Raw genomic sequence first — 22,403 nt, 5'->3', positions numbered from 1 at the left:
AAGGAAACAAGTGGTTAAAGATTTCCGATTAAAAAATTGAAATGATTGATAAAGTAAAGTAGTACTTCATTATAAGTACAAATATTGGTAGAATTGAGCAAGCAAACCATAAAATGCAACTGAGTTAGAGCAGTATAGCCAGTATTCAAAAATAATTACAATATGAGGGAGAAATTTAATGGAGTATGTATTAATGGAACCACCAATTATAATGGAATCCTTTGAAACTTTATCAAAAAAAGAGGCTAAAATTCTCTTCGATTGGTTTGTTAATCAGATACCACTTCGGATTGAAGTTTTGAAAAATGTTACTAATGGAGAGGTGGACTTTAATTTCACTCCCGAATCACTTATAGATATCTATAGTTGGTTTTTATCTCAGATTGAAATTTATGAATTATCAGAAGAAGAGATTGGTAGAGAATTAGAAGAATTAAGGCAATATCCTGATTTTATTTATGAAGATGAAAAAAAGAGCTTATTGGCTAATCCAGTTGAAATTGCAAAAGTGGACTATGCAATAGCAATGGATATTGGTATATATTATAGGGAAACCATTAGGAGAAACTATCCGCAAGTGAAGTGGACATACTTTACTAAGCCTAAATCACATTCCTTTTTAAACAAGCCAGTATTATATTTTAATGATGCAGATGATGACATGATATCTTATGAAAGAGAACCAATCGATATGATGTTTGTTCTTAATCAAAGAATAAAAAGAGGCGAGATTACAGATCACAGTCTGTATGAACTTTATCAGTACGATGTGAATGAAATTCTCGGTATCTTTGAGGACCCTGAAGATTAGGAAAAAGGGCAGCTTCTGGCTTGTAGATTGCTTCTTTTAGTAATTTGATAAAAAACGAACGGCTAACTTAAAGTTAGAAACGCCATTCTCTTTTCTCTTTTTTCCTTTTCAATTCTTCTTTTGCCAGGAGGTTTTTGACTGCTTGCCTAACAGTCTTCTCATCTTTATCTGTTTTTCTTTTCAAATCATCTATTGTTGAATTCTTACGGAAGCGACTCATATTATCAATAATTCGATAAATCTTTCTTTTAAGATCACACATACAAACACTATCAAAAACAGTTTGATAGAATATAATTTCGCAATGGAGTTTAGTTAAATGGAACTAGGAGGAAATAAATTTTGAAATCTTTTTGGGAAATAGACGAAGAAGGTTACTATACGTTAAAAAAGATCAGCGAAGCAGAAATATCTAAGGCTGAAAAGAAACTTGGGGTCACTTTGCCAGGTACATATAAAAAGCTCATATTAGAACAGAATGGTGGTTATACCATTCATAATGCTTTTCCAACGACTCACTCTAATTCATGGGCTGAGGACCACATTCAGTTTAATCACCTGCTGGGAATTGCAGAAGATGAGGGGATTATGGATAGTGCCTATTTAATAAAAGAGTGGGAGCTGCCAGAAGGGCTTGTTTTGATTAACGGGGATGGCCATACTTGGGTAGCGATGGATTATCGAAAAACGAAAGAGAATCCTGCAATTCATTATTTTGATGTTGAGATGGAAGAAGACTTTAAGTTAGCAGATTCCTTTGATGAATTCGTTGAGAGGCTTTATACAGTTGAGTACACTGTTGATGAAGAAGCAACAGAGGTTGAATATGAGCTTCCTGAAGTTTATTTGAGTAAAGAGGAATTCGAAGCCATTTTAAAAATGGATGAGCCTCATACATATGACATTTATAAACTTGAATGTTATCCGATGTTAGAAATAAAAGATATTGAGTGGTTTTTCAAAAAGCTAAGGGACTATATTCCAAGTGTTAAAGATGAACTTACTCTACATGAAATAGCTTCGAGTATTGATTCTCTTCTCTTGCAAAATCAAAAACGAATGCCAAAAAGTGTAGAGCTAATAGAAATTTTACAACAAATTATTAAATTTTTAGGAAACCACGAAATGCCCGAAGTTGTGAATGTTTCGGAGCATCTTGCTATGAAAGTAGAGGAGCTGAGTTCCTGAATTCAAATGTAAGTGTGGAATTAGTGAATGTCTAGAATATATAAAGACAGGTCATACTAGTGGAAGATTTAGAAGGGCATCAAAAAATATTGAACGCAAAATACCCATGGGAACGCGATCAGTATATGTCTCAGTAATAACAAAGCAACCCCCTTAGGGCCATTGATTTCAGGGGGGTAATTTGGTCAAATTATATTCACAAAGAAGAAAACGAGATGTAAATCTATGTTCAAAAAGAGAATTCTAAAGAAAATGTTTTAAATTTGTTTCTACGCTACTAACTTCAATAACATTTCTTCTTTGTATTATATCCTTTAGAAAACTCTGTTACTTCTTGTGTTACAGGATACCTATGTTTAATTCTCTACTGGCATGTCGTTCCTCTTTAAAGCACTCTACATAAAACATATCTTTTATAGATAAGTATGTTTGCATTTTGCGGGATACCGAAAACTTTTAAAATGAACACCTTGTCTTTACATATGTTGTAAATGTCATGTTAAAATTATACAAAGGAAATGATAGCAAGGGGGTAATGGGATGTCGAATTTGATTTCTTCTGTAGATGTAGCAAACACGCTCAACAAATGGTATTTACATATTAAAAAGAGGGAAGTTTCACAAGCAGTAGAGCTGCGGGATGAGATTCAAGAAATGTTAGGCGAAATGGAAGAAAATCAAGATGTGTTACTCTATTTCAATATTCTTGATTACAGATTTAAGGTACTGATGGAAGATTTAGTGGGGCAACCAACAATAACAGAAAGTGAAAGAGTCAAAACAGATGACATGCTAAGGTTTTACTTTTATCTTTTCAAAGGTATGTATGAGAGTGCAAAGAATAACTATTCAGAAGCCCTAGTCCTATTCAGAGTAGCTGAGAGACAGTTGGACAAGGTACATGATGAAATTGAAAAGGCTGAGTTCCATTATAAAATTGGCACACTCTACTATTTCAATAAAGTCACGCTTCTTTCTCACCATCATCTACAAACAGCAAAGGACATCTACAAAGGTCATGAAGGCTACAGCATACAGACCATAAACTGTAATATGTTGTTGGCACTGAATTTGATTGATGACGGTAGACTAGACAAAGCTGAACGGATACTTTTGGATTGTGTCGATAGACTGATTGAAAAGAATGATAAGAGATTGTTAGCGTTGGCTTATTATGATTTGGGATTTCTCAAAATTCAGGATGACCACCATATAGAAGCAATTGAATATTTTAACAAAGCAATTTCGGCAGATGATCTAAAACAGTCAGCTCCTGTTTCATACTTACAATGTGCGTATGAATTTGCAAGATCAAGCTACAAATCAAATCAGTTCGATCAGGCAATAAGTTGGGTTGCTGAGGGGAAAAACTTCTCTAAAGAACAGCAGAACACAAACTTTATGTTGAAATTCAATATCCTTGAGAAATGTTATACAACACCACAGGAAAGCTATGAAGATATCAAGAAAGGGCTATGTCTTTTGGAAGAAAGAAAAGCATATGTTGATATAGAGGCTTTAGCTCCTGATGTTGCCTCCATTTATAAGAAGTTAAATCTTTATGAAGAAAGTAACTACTTCTTGGAATTGGCTTTAAAATCTTGTACGCTAATAGGAAAGGAGGTCATATGATCATGAAAAAAATAATGATGATGATTACTACTGCTTTGCTATTATGTGCAATTCTTGGAATGCCTGCTGGACAACAAACTCAGGCAAATGCTAAAAATGAGGTAGTGTTGCTTTTCTCTAGAGGTGCAGGATCATAAAAGGGATAAGATTTAATCCACCACTACGGAGGATAATTGGTTAAAAAACGATAAAGTGGATTAAAGTGTCAGACTCCTTATGGTATTCTAGTAAAAGAATATTCCATAAAAGGAGTCTTTTTTATATGAAAATATTAGATGCTCCATCTTTACTGTCAGCTGTCGAACAAAGGTCAAAAGTCTATCAGGAGCTTCGAGACGAAATGCAGCATGTGAAAAAAGCATTAAAAAGTGTGTCAGGATTAGGTGATGAATTTACTGGAAAAGGTGCGGACAATATCAAAGCCTTTTATGAGGATCTTGCACTTTACACAGACACTTATCTTGACTTTATCGATATGCAAAAAGCGTTTTTAGATGGTGTAAAAGGAAAGCTTGATGATGAATCGTTAGGCGGGAGTACATTTATTGATGAGCATTTCTTAGACGCTCAACTGAAACAAGGGATTCAGAATAATAAAGATATGGTCAAGGAACAAAAAGAAGCCCTATCCACTATTTTTGATGACATCAGTGATCTCATAGAACTGAATGTATTTTCAAGTAAAGAGGTCAATGAACATTTAGACGATGCAAACAAAAAAAGAAAAGAGGCAATTGATGCAGTACATAAAATAGATCATGAGCTAAAAACAGAATACGCAAAATCAGAAGCGATCGAAAAACACCTTGCCACTTTTTATGCAAAAATGATGGCTGCTACAGGAAAAGGAAAAAATGCGCAGCCCATGTATTACGATGCAAAAGCATTTCATGAGACAGATGTGTACAAGAATCATGATAAAATCGATGCACAGGTGAAAACATATTTAAAAGTGAAAAAAGAAGAAAAAGAGAAACGAAGAATCAAAGAATTGAAAGAAAAGCTCAACGATCCTTCGTGTATATCAGAAGAGAAATACTTTGAGATTGTAGACAAAATTGGATATGAGAATCTTTCTTACGATCAAAAAATGTATTACAGCCAGCTTCTCCAGATCAAAGCGCAGGAAGAAGCATCAGAGGGGTTCGTTGATGTTGTAAAAGGTGCAGCAGTTGGTCTATATGATGTAGCCAAAGATACAGTAGTTGGCATCTATGATCTTGTGACAGATCCTGGAGGTGCCGTTGAATCGGTCGTAACGGCTGTTTCCCATCCAATTGAAACATCGAAAGTGATTGGAAAGTCGATTTCAGATTCATTCCAAAAAGAAGTCATTAATGGTGATGCATATTCTCGATCGCACTGGTTCGCCTATGCCACTGGCTCTCTAGCAGAAATCGTCTTTGGGTCTAAAGGGGCAGGTGCCATTACAAAAACGGGGACAACTGCAGCTAAAACGACGGTGAAGAAAGGGCTTGAACAAGGAGCAAAATCATTAGACAGAGTCTCTATTCCGAATCTATTGCCATACTCACCAAAATTTCAAATGGCAGGTGGCCCGAAGCTGCCGTATAACGTGTTTGACGGAGAAAATCTCAAAAATAAACTCCTCTCTATGGCAAAGCGTCTAGACAACAATTCAGGATACGGTATCTCTAAGACAGGCAGACGATTACCAGCACCAAAATCACCACCGACTGTTGTTAGCTATGGAGATCACTATGTGAGATGGAAACGTAAAAAAGTATTAAAACCAAATGTTGTTTATTCAACAAAGCAAGGCTACACCTACACAACCGATCACTACGGAAGAATTGTCAAAGTCGAAGCAAGTGATTTAAAATACGGAGAGGTCAAAAGAAACCAGTATGCCCAATCCAATTCAGGAAAGCCTGATCGATTACTGGATGATGACGGAGGTCATTTAATCGCGACTATTTTTAAAGGTTCCGGGGATATTGATAACCTGCTTCCGATGAATTCACAAATTAATCGTAGTGGTGGGAAATGGTATGAGATGGAGCAGAAGTGGAAAAAAGCATTAACGGCTGACCCGCCAAAGCATGTAGAGGTTAAGATTGAACCTGTCTATATGAATGATTCATTAAGACCTGCAGAGTTTCTTGTAGAATATAAAATCGGAGACCAAAAGAGATTTAGAACTATTAAAAATATGCCAGGAGGTTGAAGTATGGAAAAAATAGAAGAAAACTATAAAGAAATAGCAGAAATAATAAATGAAATGATTCCTGTAGAATGGGATAAAGTTTGGATGTATGCAGAAATCGTGGATGATTCGTCAGAAGTGAATTTTTATTTCTGTAACCCAGGCAGTGAAGAATTGATATATGGTCATAATATTCCCGAAAAGTATAGTGTTAGCAACTCTATTTATAAAGAGTTATTATTAAAACTTCTCCATTCTTTTGAAGATTTAAAAAAGGAATATGTAAAAAGTGGATTCGGAGATTGGTCGACAGCAATTTTAAAAATGGAGCAACCAGGGAAACTCTCGATTGAGTATGGATACGAAGATATTTATTCATTAGGCATTGATGGTGATCAAAGAATAGCAGTTTGGGAATATGAAACGTTCGGATTTTTACCCGACGATGAAGAAGATAAAGAAGCCGTATTAAATTATATAAAAAATAAAGACGATAACTAACTCAGAATACCCTCCGAATTAAGGAGGGTATTTGTTATATATTTTTTATAAGAAACTCATTTCCATTATCTAAACCGATAAACGGTCACCTCACAATCACCTAGTACTTCTTCCATCATCTCTTCAACAATCGTCCAATCGCCGCCTGCCAAGCCGCAGCCAATCCCGCATGGAATGGCGATGGACGTTTGGTTTTTCTCTTCAGGTGAATGTGTCACTGTATCCTTTAGGTGTTGAAAGCAACTGCGTAATGCATCGTAGTCTGTTTGCTTTCTTGTTCTTCCATACCCAGCTTGGGCAAATAAGTTGGCAATTGTTTTTCCATCTTTTGTTGTAATGAGTTGAATGGAGCTTAACAAGTCATCTCCTTGTTCTGTACATAACTGTTTATAATCTTTGTACACATTCGGATATTTGCTTTTGATCTGTTTCGCTAATCCAGCGCCCATGACTCCTTTACAGTTCACCTGGTGACAAATGATGTCTTCGCTTGCCTCTAATATATTACCGTCTACCGTTTTGATCATATGCAGTAACCCCTTTTTGATAAAATGCAAACTTATGTTCTATTATAACAGTTATGATCATGTGATTTAAGAGCCAAAATGTTTTTGATGGGTTTATTTGTAGACACTTCAACATGATCTGATTGTCAAAGTTGATACATGTCGTCTAGAATATGGAGAGGCTGAAAACGTGAAATCAAGCAGAAACAGTGAGGGGTAACATATGAATCTATTAGAAACGAATCGGTTAATTCTTAGACCGTTTTGCGATGAAGATGCGGCAGGAATGCTTGAGTACTTGGCTCATCCAAGAGTCAATTGTTTTCTCGATGATCAAATCTCTACATTGGAGGAAGCGGCCGCTAAGGTGCAAGAGAGAAAAGAAAATCACTCATATGTAGCAGTTTGTTTAAAAGAAAGAGGGAAGGTTATTGGTGAATTGTTTCATTTAAAAGAGGAGCCTGATACGTATTCAATTGGCTGGAATTTTAATGCAGCATATGAAGGGAAGGGATATGCGCGTGAGAGTACTGAAGCATTCTTATCCTATTTATTTTTAGAAAAGAGAGCAAGGCGTCTTTATGCCTATGTAGAGGATGATAATGTCCGTTCACAGACATTATGTGAGCGATTAGGCATGCGGAAAGAAGGCCTTTTTCTTGAGTTTATTTCATTTACGAACCATGAAGACGGCACACCTAAATATGAAAACACATATCAATATGCTTTGCTAAAAAAAGAATGGGCGCAACATCACTCTCGTTAAACAAGTTAGTACATGATGTTCAAGTGACAGAAAAGTGACAAACCTGTCATATGATTCCATGGTTTGTTCGTTCGATCGATGGAGGCAGACATCTCATTTCAATTATCCTTATCATAAATCAAGTAAAAAGGATGAAATGAGATGCGGGGATTTAATGAAGATTTATTTAGGTGGGTGAATCAGCTCAGTATTGATTATGGTTCCTTGAATCCGATATTTATTGGACTAGCTGAATATACAGTGCTGCTGGCAGCGCTCATGTGTCTGTTTGTATGGTTTCAAAATCGCAGCAGGTACAATAGGGCGATGGTCGTTTCTGCTGGACTGACCTTCATATTGGCAGAGTTACTTGGGAAAATCGCAGGGGTGTTTTATTTCAATCAGCAGCCCTTTGCAGAAATGAGGCACGTCAATCTTTTGATTCAAAAGGAAGTGAATAACTCGTTTCCAAGTGATCATACCATCTTTATATTTTCGATTTGCCTGATCTTTTGGCTGTTTCATAAACGCCATTTTTATTGGCTGATCGTTGCGTGTGCTGTTGGATTTTCAAGGATTTGGGTAGGTGTTCATTATCCATTTGATGTCTTCGCAGGAGCTACTATAGCGTGTTTAACAGCCGCCGCCGTTGTATATTTGCCGATATTTCAAAAAAGTGTTAAATCCATCTTATCATGCTATGAATGGGTTGAACAAAAATTGATAGGGAAGAGAACAAAATAACATGCAGCAGTAAAATACCCCGATCTGTAAAGCTGAGATCGGGGTACTGTTTATTTTCGCCAAAACGTTGAACAATCCGCTTTGTCTTTGATATTAAATTCAATGATTTTTTTCAGAAGAGGATAATCAACTGGCAAGCTTTCTTTCATGCGAAACATCTTTTTTCCATGATCGTACCCAGCTCGTACAATGTCAGCTGAAAATTGATCAATTCCTTTTCCTTCTGGTGCGACAGAAATGTGATGTTTTGCCACGCTAAACCCAATAATAAATGTGCCTTGATCTGTGAACATAGGCTGATTCCAAGCAATTCTTGGCTCTAATTGAGGGAATGTGTCTTCTACCCATTGTAAGATGTCTTGAGTGCGCTGCTTCAGCTCGGGGTTACCGATGTTGCTGATATATTCTTCAAACACATGCATGATGTTTATCCTCCATTTCCATCGACCTCATAAGCCTCAGACGGGATTCGAACCCGCACTCCTTTCGTAAGCATAGGCTAGGGGCAACACGCTTCCCTACGGAATTTCACCGACAGGAATTTCACCTGTCTCAGCTCATGTGCTTTTCGGTGCTTCTGAAACCCTTGCCTTGCGACCCGCCAGCTACAATTTGTTTTACGGCGCTCTTCCCTTCTAGAGCTACTGAGGCGTGTAAGTGATTGATCATATTATATAAAGAAACTGGATAAATGAAAAGCTGCGCTGATCATTAGTTTACTGATCATTAGGCGAATCGCACAAAATAGTCTTTGAAATGATGCGGTATTAATCATCATAAGATTAGAAAGCCCTAACAATGGGCTTTTTTCATTTCATCTCGAGATGTTTATTTTAAAAAAAGGCGGAATTTTTCCGCAAATATCATTGACTAGGAGAAAGAAACGCACTTTCAATGGAAACGGTTATTGAAGATTCAAGTGATTCATATTAAAATGATGTCAAATGGACAAATTAGCAATTGCTAATAGAAGTTCCATATTTAGTGAAATCATGTGCTGCAGCTGAAGGTGATTGGGGGTGTAGAATGAGCAAAGTTCCTGTTGCGGAATTGGCATCATTATTAAATGACTGGAACATGGAAATCAAAAAAGATCATGCAGATGAGGCAGAACGGTTATTTGCCAAAGCGAAACAAGCGGTAGAGGAAATTGACGATGCGGATATCCTCATATACTATTCTCTTCTTGAGAAAAGACATCACATTCTTATGTACAATTTAAGAGGGCAAAAGGGCGATGTTTCAACGAAAAGTATAGAGGGTCATTATGGAAAAAAAGAAGATGACCTGTCTAATCGTCTTGCCTATTATTTCGATTTCTATGAGGGTGTGTATGAGCAGCATCAAGGTAATTATGAGGTTGCATTGCAAATGTATCAAAGTGCTGAAAAGCTCTTAGATAAAATTCCAAGTGAGATAGAACGTGCTGATTTCGATTTTAAAGTGGCATGGCTTTACTACCGGCTTAGTCATATCATGCTCTCATTAAGCTATATCCGCAGAGCGCTCCACGTCTATAAGCGGCACAAGCAGTATGAAAGAAGAACGGCCCTTTCATACTCTCTTATAGCAGCGAATCTAACAGAGATCGGCCGGTATGAAGAGGCGCTTGAGAATTATCGTCTGGCGGAAGAGGTTTTGACAAGCGAGCAGGATGATTTTATGCTGGCTCAGCACCATCACAATGTGGCCATTTTATATTCATTTTGGAACAAACCGAAGGAATCGATACGTCATCTTGAAAAAGCACTGTCCCATCAAGAGTATTATGATTCAGATTTCTTTTTCCATTCTACGTATCTGATCAGCCGAGAACTCTGTGTGATTGGTGAAAAGCAGCGTGCAAGCCAATATATAGAGGCTGCATATGCCAGAATAAAGGATGCTTCGCATGAAGTGTTTCAGCTAAAAATAGGCATCGTACATGATCTTTACTTAACGCATGCGCCACAAAGATTTCAGCAAATTGATGAGAAATTAAGAAAGTTAGAAGAGAAGAATGAATATCATGAAGTAAAAGAGCTATCACAATTTGCAGCAAAATATTGTGAAAAGCAAGCACTTTATGAGCAGTCTGTTTTTTACTTGAACAAAAGTTTAGAAGCGGATTTACATATGAAAAGAATGGGGTTGATTTAAGATGAAAACAGGATTAAAAGTATTATTCGTTGTCGGTTTAGCGGTCGCTGCGACTGTTCTATCGCAAGACGTTGCGGGTTCATTCGAAGTTGCAGAAAAAATCATTGGTGGTTAATACCATGTATCTCTCGCCCTTGTTGATATCGTCAGCAAGGGTTTTTTGCGTTTTTAATAGGCTCTTCTTATTAAACGCTGCAAGAACGTTTAATAAGAAGAATTCGCAACAAAGGGGGTGTGCAAATTTATTACCTGCTCCATTATTCTAAATAAACATAGGGCAGAGCAACAAGTTAAAAAGGTCACTTTTCTTTGCTTAATTTAATTTTTTGCAGGACTTTTCATTCAAATTTTATCAAATTGGTCTAATGTACATAGATAGAAGGAAAAGAAAAAGTAGGAGCACCGCCCTTTTTGTCATGCATATGATGAGATAAGGTCTGATTTGAAGGCAGGTGATTGTATGTATCCACGGGTTTATGGAGGTTTTCATGGAGGCGGTTTTAGCGGAGGAGCAGTGGGCCCTCATATTGGCTTTGGCGGGTATTATGTGAGCCCTGGAGTGTTCTCTGGTTTAGGAGGTTACCCCGGATATGGGGGATTTGGGACGTTTTCTGGATATCCATATGGTTCTACGTTCATCATGGGACGCCCTCCTGGTTTTTATGTAAGGAGTTATTAGTGTAAGATCACAATCATTGAAATAGCCATCTAAAGAGAGGCTATTTCAATTGGTGAAAGTGCTTCAATCCAGCTGTTATCACAATGATACCTAGGATGATGATCGGCAGCCAAATGATGATAAACGGGTCGTAACGATCTGTGTATGCAGCTAAAGCCGCACCAAGGCAATAGAAGACAATAGAGCCTATTCGCATCAAGCTGACAAGCTGGATAGGAGCTTTTCTTTTTTCCCTGTATGATATGCGTTGAGCTGCATCTTCAAATAGGTTAGCAAGTGTACTCGTGAGAACAGTTGTAGAAATGCCAGCAACATTCAATTTACGAGCGGCTGCTGTCTGCATGCCCATGGCCATACTTAAAAGGATGATCAGCATAAAGTAAGCACCTTGTGTATAAGGGAAAATGGTCATGAGAGCAAATAGAAGCAAAATCATCACTTCTATGATAAAAATGCGTGTAACGGCTTTTGGCCAAAACGTTTTCTCATGCTTCCCGCCTACCACAACTGCAAGTAAAACCCCTAAAACGAATCCACTTAGAGCAATGATGGAATGAAGAGCTGTTAGCTGCAAGGAGCTTCCTGCCGCAATGCCAAGCAGCACAATATTACCTGTCATATTGGCTGTAAACACATGCCCTAGGCTTAAATAGCCAATTACATCCACAATTCCTGCGGAAAGACATAAGCAAATCAAAGCTGTATTTCGAAATGAATGTGCGGTCAAAATCGTCATCCCTTTCTTCCTCTCTAATGAATAAGTGTAAACTTCATGACCGCGGATGTCCATCTGATGAGAAGGTCACATGTGTGCAAGCTGATGTAAGACTTGTCTAAAAGCATCATCATTCACAAGGTGCCTCATGCGGCGGAACGGATCGCCTTTTTCCTTTAAACGCTCTATGACAGCTGGCATCGTAAAAAGAGTAGGATGAAGCTCATCATGATAGAGTTCGCCCCATTCAAGCGGTGTCGCAACAAGTCCAAGCTCATTTCCTCTCGGGGAATATGGAGCGATAATTGTTTTTCCAGCATCATGCTGAATGTAGTCTAAATACAAGCGATTGCCGCGGTTTTTCTTAAGACGTTCCAGAGTAAATAAATCCGGTGCTTGCTCACATAAAAATTGGCATATAAACGAAGTGAATTGTCTTGTTTCTTCGTATGTGAAGGCATTTTTCTTTAAAGGAATATAGACTTGAAGCCCTTTACCTCCGCTTGTTTTAATAAAGGCTGTGAGAAAAAGTCCGTCTAAAAGCGCTTTGATTCGTTTAGCAGCTTCGATGGCTAGATGAAATTCATTTACAGATGGCGGGTCCAGATCAAAGACGATTTCTGTCGGCCGATCCGTATCTCTTGTTTCAAAAGGGATATGAAATTCCATCGCCAGCTGGTTGCCAAGCCAAAGAAGCGTACGAGGATCATTACAGACCGTGTAAGAAATATCATCAACTTCATCTGTCAAAACAAAATCCGGCGCATAATCAGGAGTTGACTTTTGATAAAAGAATTCCTCTCCAGTGCCATGTGGATACCGAATTAAAGTAAGACGCCTTTCGCGTAAAAAAGGCAAAAGATAGGGAGCCACTTGTCTTAAATAAAGTAAGTAATCTGCCTTGTTCAGTTGAAGGGCCGGGACAATGGGTTTCTCAGGGTGAGTGACGTCTATAACAGCAGGGAGTGGATACAGCTGTTTGAGCATTTGCTGAAATGTACATGCTGATGGATCCGCATCCAGTAAAAAGGAAGAAAAACGCGGCTCTCTTAACGCCGATCCATCAAAGGATATACACGCAATGCTGGCAACGATAGAAGGAGGGATTTCATATGTTGATCCTCCTGTTAACTGGCCCTTTGTCTGAAATAGCGTGCGCAGTGTTTGTTCTTCTTCTTTAGAAAATCCATGCTTGAATTGGACAACCTCGATGAGAGCTGAATCTTGATAAATGGAGCCTTGGAAATAGCCATTTTCTTTGTCAAAACGGGTCACAATGACAGACACATAACGCCAGTTTTTCATTTTCAACCATTCTTTTGAACGAGTATTGTCATGCCATTTACTCGTCTTTTTTTTCGCTACTAACCCTTCTGCTAAATACATTGTCATCAAGTTTTTCATGTATTCAGAGTCTGGGTCTGTAAGAATGACCTGCAGAAGGGAAGGGTGCTCCAGCTGAACTGATGAAGGGAGCTTTGCGTCTTGGAAAACTTGCTGCAGCTGATTTTTTCTCTCCGTCAACGGTAAATCAACGAGAGGTTTCCCTTTACATCTTAATAGATCAAACGCAATGAAATGACATGGAAATCGTTCAGCCTGTCTTTGGATGGCTTCTTTGTTTTTCAGTCGGCCTCTTTGCTGAACCTTCGCAAATTCACTTTGCTGTTCACTTAGTAAAAAGACCAATTCTCCGTCAAGTGTCAGTGGTAAAAACGGAGCAAATTCGCCTCTTAATTGTTCGCACTGATCCATCACTTCAGGAAATTGCTCATTTAGCTGTTTTCCGGTCCTGCTTTCTAAACGAATCTCGTCTTCTTCCCATACAAGAATAGCCCGAAAGCCATCATACTTTAATTCATACACCCAGTCTGCACCAGCAGGTATATCATGTGCAGGTGTTAATCGCATAGGTTTCATTGTGCATGTCACTTCCTTATATCATGTGTTCTTAGAGTGGGATGAAATTTTCAATCACATACATAAGTCTGATGAAAACATTACATAGTAAGGAGAAAAGAACGGAGGAAGCGCGATGCATACAGTATGGAAAGGCGGTATTAGTTTCGGATTGGTCAATATTCCAGTCAAACTGTTTACCGCTACAGAGAACAAAGACATTAAATTAAGACAGCTGCATAAAGAGTGTCACACGCCCATTAACTACAAGAAAGTATGTGCCAATTGCGGTGAAGAAGTAGCGCCGGAACAAATTGTGAAGGCGTATGAATATGCGAAAAATAAATTTATTGAATTGGACGATGAAGAGCTAGAAAAACTGCGAAAAGAAAATGAAGAAAAAGCCGTTGAAATCATTGATTTTGTAAAGATTGAAGAGATTGATCCAATCTATTATGAAAGAAGTTATTTCTTATCACCGGATACCGGCGGAGCGAAGGCTTATTCATTATTAAGAAAAGCTTTAGAGGAATCGGGGAAAATTGGTGTGGCAAAAATTATGATCCGCTCAAAGGAGCAATTAGCGATCGTTAGGTGCTATGAACATATTTTGCTGATGGAAACCATTCATTTCCCTGACGAAATTAGACAAGTATCAGATGTACCGAATATTCCCCAAGAGGAGAACATTGTCAAGAAAGAGTTAGATACAGCGCTCCTTTTAATCGAGCAGCTGACCACAACATTCGATCCAGCAGCATATCAGGATGAATACAGAGAACAGCTGATGAATTTAATTGGCGATAAAATATCCGGAGAACATACCGTTCAACCTGAAACGACAGGTAAAAAAGATCCTGCATCCAATGTGACTGATTTAATGGCCGCACTACAGGCATCAATCGACCGATCAAAACCAGCCAAAGCGAAAAAAGCAGCGCCTAAGAAAAGAAAAACACCAACGAAAAAAGAAAAGAATGCATAAAATAAGACCGCTGACGAGCGGTCTTATTGCGGGTTTAACACATCCTGAATCGTCCCATCTTTTCGGTGAATGACAACGGATGTTCCTTTATTAGCTGAAATCTCTTTTGCCCGGTCAATTGCTTCTTGTTTTGTTTCTTTGACCTCACTTGCTCGTTTCGCTTTCTCTGTTTGAACCGCCCAGCCTTCCTCGTGTTTTACTACATGCTGCGCATGATCCATGAGCTCTGGTCTTGCGGAGCTGCTGCCTTCAGAAGGTTTGACAGAACCATGAGATAAGAAATTCTCTACCTCTTTCTCCGTTGCGTTCTTTTTCCACTCTTTCGCTTGACTAATTGCAATGGGAATGGCTCTATTTTCATCATAGCCTTCCTGAATCATTTTATTGGCAATCTCAAGCGCTTTTTTTCGAATGACGTTGTCTAATGATTTAAATGAAGCTGGATAATCGTTCATCGTCCAAGGCATATGGACCGCTCCTTTCTTTTATTTGAACATCTTCCCCCATCTGCAAAGGGTCAAACATACAAGGTCTCTCAAACTAATGTTAGGGATAAAATACATCATTTTGCTGAGGCAGAATATCATCAACTCCTGCAGAATAGAAGGTAGAAAAGGAGTGATTTTGATGATGATGAAAGGTTTATATGAAGCACATTTACCTGTGAGTGACTTGAAGGCATCTATTGCGTTTTATGAAAAATTGGAATTGACACTTGCTCATGAAAATGAACGAGTTGCTTTTTTATGGATTGAGAAAGGAAAGAGCTGGCTTGGCCTGTGGAAAGTAGATATGAACCATTTCCCATACCATCCCTCGACTCGGCACGTTGCCTTTCAAATTACAACGTCTAGTATCGAACAGATCAAGACTTGGCTGATCGAAAGAGGCATCAGCATTCACCCAATGTTTGGTTTTTCAGAAGAAAAGCAGCCTTTAGTTCTCGATAATCCGCCGCAATTTCATGCAGCGATCTATTTTCTTGACCCAGATGAGAATCTGCTTGAATGCATTGCTCCGCTTGAACTTGATACAGGAGAAGACTACGATATCATGACATATCAGGATTGGGAACGAAAGAAAAATCCGTTTATTGATTGACAAAATCACTTATTGTAACTATATTGATTACAACGGTGGTGAAAGATTGTGAAACAAATTAGCAGCAGGTATCCAATTGCTGTTCATATTGTGTCATTTATTGCAGGTGTTCCAAAAGAGTGTACTAGTGATTTTATTGCAGAGAGCGTGAATTCAAATCCAGCCATTGTTCGAAAAATGATGGCAATGCTCAAACGGGCGGGTCTCATTGAGATTCGCCGCGGTGTGGGCGGTGCTTATTTAAAAAGACCGGCTGAGGATATTACGCTGTTAGATGTGTACCGCGCTGTGGATGTAAGCGAAGATGAAGAATTATTTAACTTTCATCAGCCCGTCATCGCATGCCCGATTGGTCAAGCGATGGACACGAGACTTCGGCATGAACTAAAAGAAGCACAAGCTGCACTTGAGAATCACCTCAAGCAAGTGACAATTCAGCAATTATTAACAGAGGCGGAATAAAAAAAGCTCGTACTTTGGAGCTTTTTTACACCTTTGTTGTAACCATTTTGATTATAACGAATGTACATCACCGTTGAACGAAAAATGAGGAGGTCAAACAAATGAAATTATTAGTAACAGGTGCAACAGGACAACTTGGATCGCTCGTCGTCAAGCATTTGCTCACAAAAGTACCGGCTGAACAAGTTGCAGTCAGTGTTCGAAATCCGCAAAAAGCAGCACATTTGAAGGATGCTGGGGTGGACGTACGCCGTGGAGATTTTACTCAGCCAGACACCCTGACATCAGCATTTGAGGGCATTGACCGTCTGTTGATCATTTCAACGGCGGATGGAGACCGCGTGCAGCAGCATAAAGCGGCAATCGAAGCTGCGAAAGCAGCAAATGTGAATTTTATTGCTTATACAAGTGTTGTCAATGCAAGAGAGAGTCAGCTTGTCCTTGCAAATGACCATGCCAAAACAGAAGAAGCCATTTTGGCCTCTGGCATTCCTCATGTATTTTTAAGAAATAACTGGTATGTTGAAAACGAAAAAGATACGATTCTGGCGTCAGTCAGCGGCGCACCATTTTTAAGTCCTATTGGCGAAGGAAAGGTTGGCTGGGCGACAAGAAATGACTACGCAGAAGCGGCAGCAAATGCGTTAACACTTCCAGTACATGATCAGGAGATATATGAACTGTCAGGACCTCTTCGGACGCATAGTGAACTTGCACAAATTGTCAGCAAGGTGAGCGGAAAAGAAATCAAAGTAGAAAAAATAGATGTAGACACATTTGGAGAATTTTTAGCTTCAAATGGTGTACCAAAAGAAGCAGTCCCATTTGTCAAAGCCATTCAAAGCGGCATACGTGATGGTGCATTAGCTGTCGAAAGCCAAGATTTCGAAACATTACTAGGACGGCCGTTAACACCTATTGAAGAAAGAATTCATGAATTGATTTCAAAATAAACATCAAAAACGCCCTATAAAAGGGGCGTTTTTTTTCATCCAAAAAGCTCACACCAGTTTAAAAAAATCATCTTGCCACTAGGTGAATGGACATAGTAAGATGACGACATACAAGATGAACTGTTCAACTACTGCTGATGTAAAGGAAGCTGTTAATGGAAATGAAGACAACTACTCAAACGAAATCAATTGCACTACCTCTTGTGATTTCAATTATTGCCATTTCGTTTTCTGCAATCATTGTGAAATGGTCAAATGCACCTGCTGCTATTTTAAGTATGTATCGAATGATCTTTGCGGCGGCTCTCATGCTGCCATTTATTCTGCCAAGAAAAAAAGAATTTCTCTCAATAAAACGCAGAGACTGGTTTTTCTTATGTATGTCAGGCTTCTTTTTAGGCCTCCATTTTGTGCTGTGGTTTGGCTCACTGAAGCTGACGACAGTGGCAAGCTCTACCATTATTATCGCTCTACAACCGATGGTGTCCTTATTAGGCGGATTCCTCATTTTCCGTGAACGAACGACGATGTCTGCTCTATTGACGATGTGTGCAGCGATCGTTGGTGCCCTCATGATAGGCTGGGGAGATATTGGTCATAGCAAGGAAGCCATCTTAGGAGATATTTTATCCTTTTTGAGTGTGATCGCTGTTGTTTGTTACTTGTTAATAGGTCAACAGGCTGTAAGAAAAATATCTCATTGGATTTATAGTTTTTGTGTATTTGGTTTTGCCGGTCTTTTTTTAATTTTATTCAATCTGCTTCATCAAACCCCTTTTATAGGTTATCCGGCTAAAGAATGGGGAATCTTTTTATTGCTTGCTATCATTCCCACTATGTCTCATGTCATTAATAATTGGCTTTTAACTTATGTTAATGCGACAACTATTTCAATGAGTATTCTAGGGGAACCTGTTGGGGCAACGCTCCTTGCTGTATGGCTGCTTGGAGAGAAAGTCACGCTGTTTCAAATGCTTGGCGGTCTGCTTGTTCTTTTAGGTGTTTTTTTCTTTTTGATGCAGCAGCGTCAAGGAATCGTGATGAAAACAAAAAAATCCGGTTAACTCCCGGATTTTTTACTCTTTTAGATCGTTTTTTTCAATTACTTTGTTTAATCTTGCCTCGATTTTTTTCAATTCCATTCGTTTTCTTCTAATCATGCGAAACGCGATGACAATGATTGTCACAATAAAGGCAATGAATAGAAGAGAGAACACTTGAAATAGAAGATCTCCCATGTTGAATGCCATATTCTCTCCATTAAACATACGTAAAACCTCCTTTTCTATCTATATATTACCATAATCAATAAAAGATTGAGATTTATCCATAATTTATCTATAATAGGTAAAATATCACTCATTAAAGGAGAACCAATATGAGAACTTTAGTCCTTTTACGAGGTCTCCCAGGCGTAGGTAAATCAACATGGATCAAAGAACAAGGCTTAGAGCCTTACACTTTATCAGCGGATCAAATCCGGCTGTTAACCCAGCCGCCGCAGCTATCAGTCAATGGGAAACTAGACATTTCAAGCAAGCATGACCACAAAGTTTGGTCTTTATTATTCGATTTACTCACAGCCCGTATGGAGCGCGGAGACTTTACTGTGATTGATGCGACACATATTTCAAGCAAATCAATTTCTCAATATAAGTCTTTAGCGACATCGTATCGTTATAGGGTGTATGTCGTCGATTTCACGCAGGTGCCCCTTGAGACAGCTCTTTTACAAAATCGCTCACGTGAATCTCACAAAGTGGTGCGTGAATCTGTTTTGTATCAAATGAACGAGCGGTTAAAAACAGAAAAGGTCCCGTCATGGGTGACTGTTTTGAAGCCGGAGGAATATCCTCAAGTGATGACCTATCAGCCTCGATCCTTTGATCAATATGAGGCCATTCATGTTTTCGGAGATATTCACGGTTGTTACACCGCACTTACCACTTATTTGCAAGGAGATATCAAAGAAAAAGAACTTTATATCTTTGCAGGTGACCTTCTTGATAGAGGAATAGAAAACAAAGAAGTATTAGAATGGATGCTTGCCCATAGAGAATGCCGGAATGTCATCGTCATTGAAGGCAATCATGATCAGCATTTATACCGGTTTGCACATGGTGAAAAAGTCAGAAGCAATATGTTTAACAGGCATACTGCGCCTGAACTCGAAGCAGCAGACTTTGATTTAAAAGAAGTACGAAAGTTTGTTAGAACCTTTCATCAGCTTACTTATTTTACGTACCATAATCAGACATTTCTTGTTACCCACGGGGGGCTTGCTCATTTGCCAGAAGAGCTTCTGCATGTCTCAACACAGCAGCTCATTCACGGCGTAGGAGAATATTCAGATGACATTGATCACTTGTTTGTTCAAAACACGGCTGGGCTGGATGTCATCCAAATTCACGGTCATCGCAATTTATACAGACTGCCAATTCACGCAGCGGAAAGATCTTATAACCTAGAAGGTCAGGTTGAATTTGGGGGGCAGCTGCGGGTGTTGAAAATCACGGCTGAAGGGATTGAGACTCATGAAATTGACAATCCAGTCTACAGGGCCTCTGAGAAAAAACAATCAGCTGCTGTTCAGCCAGATATTTCACTGGATGATTTTTTAGCTCATTTAGATCAGCATGAATATGTACAGGAATTAAAGCTTCCGCACCATATTTCATCTTTTAATTTTACGAAAAAGGCTTTTAGTGAGCGGCAGTGGGACGATGTGAATGTGAAGGCAAGAGGTTTGTTTGTCAACATGGTTTCAAAGCAGATTGTGTCTAGAAGCTACAATAAATTTTTTAACATTGATGAGCGTCCGGAGACAAGAATGCAGCATTTAGTGAACCATCTACAATTCCCTGTCACCGTATATGATAAAGCAAATGGATACTTAGGAACTGTTGGGTATAACGAAATGGAAGATGAATTGGTGTTTACGTCCAAATCGTATACATCACATGTGAAACAAAATCAGCATGCTTCCTGGGTCGAAGAGCTATTTTATAAGACCTTCGATGACGTGCAGGCTGACTACATCAAATCATACGTCCGTGACTACCATGTATCTCTTGTGTTTGAAGTTATTTTGCCAGAAAAAGATCCGCATATTATCACATATGAACAAGATCAACTCATTTTACTCGATATAGTGAAGCGGCAGTTAAGCTATGAAAAAGCACCATTCGCTGAAGTGAAAAGATTAAGAAAGCAGCTGGGAATATCCAGCAAGCAGGAAGTGGCTGTTTTCCATGATTGGACGTCTTTTTATAAATGGTACCAGGCGGTCTCTCATGATGACACAATTAAAGAAGAGGGATATGTCATTGAGGACGCTCGCGGCTTTATGACCAAACTCAAGCTCCCTTATTATCAATTTTGGAAGCAGATGCGCGGGATCAAGCAGCGCGTTGCAGAGAAGCGTTCCTCGCAAAAATATATGCATGCTTTGCAAACAGCGGAGCAAGCTAAGTTCTATACGTGGCTTCTTGAGCAAGAAGCAGATCAAGTGAGGAATAGCTCAATTATTGAACTGCGGTCACAATTTGAACAAAGCAGTACTGCCCAATTGAATAATGATGAAATAAATGCATAGTCTAACAAAGAGTCTTTTCTAAGGAAAAGGCTTTTTTTGATGCAAATGAAGGGTGGACACTTGCATGTCTGAACATATTGAAGTGATTCTTCGGACGATGTTTGCTTTTGCGATTTTATTTGGAGGAGCACGTCTTTTAGGGAAACAAACCATTGCGCAAATGAATATTTTGATTTTATAGCAGCCATCAGCTTAGGTTCAATTGCTTCAAACCTGGCGTTTAATACAACGCTGCCGCTACAGCACACAACGATTTCCTTTGTGTCACTTGTCATGATTATTTAAGTGATTTCCCTGATTGCATTAAGAAGCCGGAAGATGAGAGGGCTGATGGCTGGTAAACCAACTCTTGTCATACAAAATGGAAAAATTCTTGAAGGAAATATGAAGGGAATGAGATATACCCTTGATTATTTAAATCAGCAGCTGAGAGAAAAAGACATCTTTGATATTAGTGAAGTTGAATTTGCCATGATTGAAACAGATGGGCATATGTCAGTGAAAAAATACCCTTCGTTTGAAAATGTCACACGGAAGGATCTTCATTTATTCATGAAGGCAGAGCGTTACATGCCGATTGAAGTCATCATGGACGGGAAACTCATCCAAAAAAACATACATGAAAATCATTTAACAGAGCAATGGATAGAAGAAGAGCTTAAAAAAGGCAGCTGTCCTTAAAGGACATTGTTTATGCTGTCCATTCAAGTAATGGAAGCTTATATATTGATACATATGACGACCACATTCAGTCTCCAATCGATCAGGAATGAATGTGTAGTGCTGATGACACCTACATGACACACATTTGACAATCTTTATAAGTCCTTTGGATGTCATCTGACTAGGTATCATTTCTCAATTATTATTATTTTCAGAAAATGTGGTGACGGAGTAAAATAAGTGTGTTTAAGTATAAATAGATGAAATTGAAATATTAATATAATATACCGCAAGCGGAATGAACGTTCATTCCTATATTTTTATAAGGAGGGGATGAAATGCCAACAGTGACTGATAAACAAGAACAGATCATGAAAGCTTCGCTGGAGCTATTTATAGAACGAGGCTTTGATGGCACCACAATGCCGATGATTTCAAAAAGAGCAAACGTCGGAGCGGGCACCATTTACCGTTATTTCGACAGCAAAGAGGCACTCGTCAATATTTTGTACCAGCGCAGCCTCTCAGCATTTATCGAAAAAATGAACACAAACAGTCCGGATCCAAAGGTAAGTATTCGTGCGTACTTTAAGCATGTATTTTATTGCTTGGTTTTGTTTACAAAGGAGAATCCAAGCGGGCTGTATTTTTTAGAGATTGATAAACGGTCCCATTACTTAGACGAAACGAGCAAAGAGAAAATGCAGCATTTGTTACATGAGCTGTTCCTTATCTTTGAAGAAGGGAAAAAGGATGGAATTCATCCAAACCTCTCCGGCAGAACCATTTTATCGATTGTATTTGGTGCTTTTGTGCAGCTGCATAAACAAATTCTTGCAGAAGAAATAGAGCCAACAATTGAATTTTTAGAGGAGATTGAGCAATGTTTATGGCGCGCCATCAGCGTTGCATCATAAA

The 22,403-nt window shown here is 38.8% G+C and carries 23 protein-coding genes and 1 pseudogene; 18 read left to right on the top strand and 6 right to left on the bottom strand.

The window, feature by feature from the left end:
* Positions 1–193 precede the first annotated feature (193 nt).
* From ACP69X_RS05535 to ACP69X_RS05510, 6 genes are all read left to right on the top strand, one after another.
* Positions 194–811, top strand: a complete 618-nt coding sequence (locus tag ACP69X_RS05535; protein WP_426052510.1) for a hypothetical protein — start codon at positions 194–196, stop codon at positions 809–811.
* Positions 812–1,153: 342 nt separating this feature from the next.
* Positions 1,154–1,999: an SMI1/KNR4 family protein gene (locus tag ACP69X_RS05530; protein WP_426052509.1), complete on the top strand. Its 846-nt coding sequence runs from the start codon at positions 1,154–1,156 to the stop codon at positions 1,997–1,999.
* Positions 2,000–2,539: 540 nt separating this feature from the next.
* Entirely contained in the window at positions 2,540–3,631 is a 1,092-nt protein-coding gene (locus ACP69X_RS05525; RefSeq protein WP_426052508.1) for a tetratricopeptide repeat protein, read from the top strand.
* Positions 3,632–3,633: 2 nt separating this feature from the next.
* Complete coding sequence (locus tag ACP69X_RS05520; protein WP_269103477.1) at positions 3,634–3,768, top strand: hypothetical protein; 135 nt, start codon at positions 3,634–3,636, stop codon at positions 3,766–3,768.
* Positions 3,769–3,893: 125 nt separating this feature from the next.
* Positions 3,894–5,819, top strand: a complete 1,926-nt coding sequence (locus ACP69X_RS05515) for a T7SS effector LXG polymorphic toxin (protein ID WP_426052507.1) — start codon at positions 3,894–3,896, stop codon at positions 5,817–5,819.
* A 3-nt stretch (positions 5,820–5,822) separates the two neighbouring features.
* Positions 5,823–6,299, top strand: coding sequence for a TIGR01741 family protein (locus ACP69X_RS05510; protein ID WP_075611430.1), 477 nt, complete (start codon positions 5,823–5,825; stop codon positions 6,297–6,299).
* A gap of 65 nt (positions 6,300–6,364) precedes the next feature.
* Here ACP69X_RS05510 and ACP69X_RS05505 read toward each other — a convergent pair whose 3' ends face one another.
* Positions 6,365–6,826: a macro domain-containing protein gene (locus ACP69X_RS05505; RefSeq protein WP_426052506.1), complete on the bottom strand. Its 462-nt coding sequence runs from the start codon at positions 6,824–6,826 to the stop codon at positions 6,365–6,367.
* Positions 6,827–7,028: 202 nt separating this feature from the next.
* On the opposite strand from ACP69X_RS05505, the gene ACP69X_RS05500 reads away from it, so the two are divergent.
* Positions 7,029–7,571 carry a GNAT family N-acetyltransferase gene (locus ACP69X_RS05500; protein WP_426052505.1) on the top strand — a complete coding sequence of 181 codons (543 nt, stop codon included), beginning with the start codon at positions 7,029–7,031 and terminating at the stop codon, positions 7,569–7,571.
* A 141-nt stretch (positions 7,572–7,712) separates the two neighbouring features.
* On the top strand, positions 7,713–8,294 hold the full coding sequence (locus ACP69X_RS05495) for an undecaprenyl-diphosphatase (RefSeq protein ID WP_411264629.1): 582 nt from the start codon (positions 7,713–7,715) through the stop codon (positions 8,292–8,294).
* A gap of 50 nt (positions 8,295–8,344) precedes the next feature.
* On the opposite strand, the gene ACP69X_RS05490 is transcribed toward ACP69X_RS05495, so the two are convergent.
* Entirely contained in the window at positions 8,345–8,716 is a 372-nt protein-coding gene (locus ACP69X_RS05490; protein ID WP_338527554.1) for an iron chaperone, read from the bottom strand.
* A gap of 604 nt (positions 8,717–9,320) precedes the next feature.
* On the opposite strand from ACP69X_RS05490, the gene ACP69X_RS05485 reads away from it, so the two are divergent.
* Both ACP69X_RS05485 and ACP69X_RS05480 read left to right on the top strand, forming a co-directional pair.
* Positions 9,321–10,433: a tetratricopeptide repeat protein gene (locus ACP69X_RS05485; RefSeq protein WP_426052504.1), complete on the top strand. Its 1,113-nt coding sequence runs from the start codon at positions 9,321–9,323 to the stop codon at positions 10,431–10,433.
* A 460-nt stretch (positions 10,434–10,893) separates the two neighbouring features.
* Entirely contained in the window at positions 10,894–11,112 is a 219-nt protein-coding gene (locus tag ACP69X_RS05480; RefSeq protein WP_041085118.1) for a hypothetical protein, read from the top strand.
* Positions 11,113–11,152: 40 nt separating this feature from the next.
* Here ACP69X_RS05480 and ACP69X_RS05475 read toward each other — a convergent pair whose 3' ends face one another.
* Positions 11,153–11,848: a YoaK family protein gene (locus ACP69X_RS05475; RefSeq protein WP_269103473.1), complete on the bottom strand. Its 696-nt coding sequence runs from the start codon at positions 11,846–11,848 to the stop codon at positions 11,153–11,155.
* Between the two features lie 66 nt (positions 11,849–11,914).
* Positions 11,915–13,747 carry a DNA ligase D gene (locus ACP69X_RS05470; RefSeq protein WP_269103472.1) on the bottom strand — a complete coding sequence of 611 codons (1,833 nt, stop codon included), beginning with the start codon at positions 13,745–13,747 and terminating at the stop codon, positions 11,915–11,917.
* A gap of 115 nt (positions 13,748–13,862) precedes the next feature.
* Between ACP69X_RS05470 and ACP69X_RS05465 the strand changes: the two genes are divergently transcribed.
* A complete protein-coding gene (locus ACP69X_RS05465; RefSeq protein ID WP_073979997.1) occupies positions 13,863–14,711 on the top strand; it encodes a Ku protein in 849 nt (282 codons plus the stop codon).
* Between the two features lie 23 nt (positions 14,712–14,734).
* On the opposite strand, the gene ACP69X_RS05460 is transcribed toward ACP69X_RS05465, so the two are convergent.
* On the bottom strand, positions 14,735–15,178 hold the full coding sequence (locus ACP69X_RS05460; protein ID WP_073979996.1) for a DUF2188 domain-containing protein: 444 nt from the start codon (positions 15,176–15,178) through the stop codon (positions 14,735–14,737).
* 160 nt (positions 15,179–15,338) lie between these two features.
* Here ACP69X_RS05460 and ACP69X_RS05455 point away from each other — a divergent pair, with 160 nt between their 5' ends.
* From ACP69X_RS05455 to ACP69X_RS05440, 4 genes are all read left to right on the top strand, one after another.
* Positions 15,339–15,812: a VOC family protein gene (locus ACP69X_RS05455; RefSeq protein WP_052468202.1), complete on the top strand. Its 474-nt coding sequence runs from the start codon at positions 15,339–15,341 to the stop codon at positions 15,810–15,812.
* Between the two features lie 48 nt (positions 15,813–15,860).
* Positions 15,861–16,274, top strand: a complete 414-nt coding sequence (locus ACP69X_RS05450; protein WP_025093258.1) for an Rrf2 family transcriptional regulator — start codon at positions 15,861–15,863, stop codon at positions 16,272–16,274.
* A gap of 101 nt (positions 16,275–16,375) precedes the next feature.
* Positions 16,376–17,227, top strand: coding sequence for an SDR family oxidoreductase (locus ACP69X_RS05445; protein ID WP_041085123.1), 852 nt, complete (start codon positions 16,376–16,378; stop codon positions 17,225–17,227).
* Between the two features lie 155 nt (positions 17,228–17,382).
* A complete protein-coding gene (locus ACP69X_RS05440; protein WP_305960469.1) occupies positions 17,383–18,291 on the top strand; it encodes a DMT family transporter in 909 nt (302 codons plus the stop codon).
* Positions 18,292–18,303: 12 nt separating this feature from the next.
* Here the strand turns inward: ACP69X_RS05440 and ACP69X_RS05435 are convergent, their stop codons facing one another.
* The gene (locus tag ACP69X_RS05435) at positions 18,304–18,495 is read right to left on the bottom strand and encodes a hypothetical protein (protein WP_041085125.1); all 192 of its coding nucleotides are present in this window, start codon (positions 18,493–18,495) and stop codon (positions 18,304–18,306) included.
* Positions 18,496–18,605: 110 nt separating this feature from the next.
* Between ACP69X_RS05435 and ACP69X_RS05430 the strand changes: the two genes are divergently transcribed.
* The 3 genes and pseudogenes from ACP69X_RS05430 to ACP69X_RS05420 all read left to right on the top strand — a co-directional run bounded on the left by ACP69X_RS05430 (position 18,606) and on the right by ACP69X_RS05420 (position 22,402).
* The gene (locus ACP69X_RS05430) at positions 18,606–20,822 is read left to right on the top strand and encodes an RNA ligase (RefSeq protein WP_073979994.1); all 2,217 of its coding nucleotides are present in this window, start codon (positions 18,606–18,608) and stop codon (positions 20,820–20,822) included.
* Positions 20,823–20,886: 64 nt separating this feature from the next.
* Positions 20,887–21,595, top strand: a pseudogene (locus tag ACP69X_RS05425) (DUF421 domain-containing protein).
* Between the two features lie 228 nt (positions 21,596–21,823).
* Positions 21,824–22,402, top strand: coding sequence for a TetR/AcrR family transcriptional regulator (locus ACP69X_RS05420; protein ID WP_426052503.1), 579 nt, complete (start codon positions 21,824–21,826; stop codon positions 22,400–22,402).
* Position 22,403 lies beyond the last annotated feature (1 nt).

It is taken from the genome of Bacillus sp. DC4300-2b2 (genome assembly GCF_049895685.1).
GTDB lineage: Bacteria > Bacillota > Bacilli > Bacillales > Bacillaceae > Bacillus > Bacillus safensis.
This window is presented reverse-complemented; position numbering and strand designations above follow the sequence as displayed.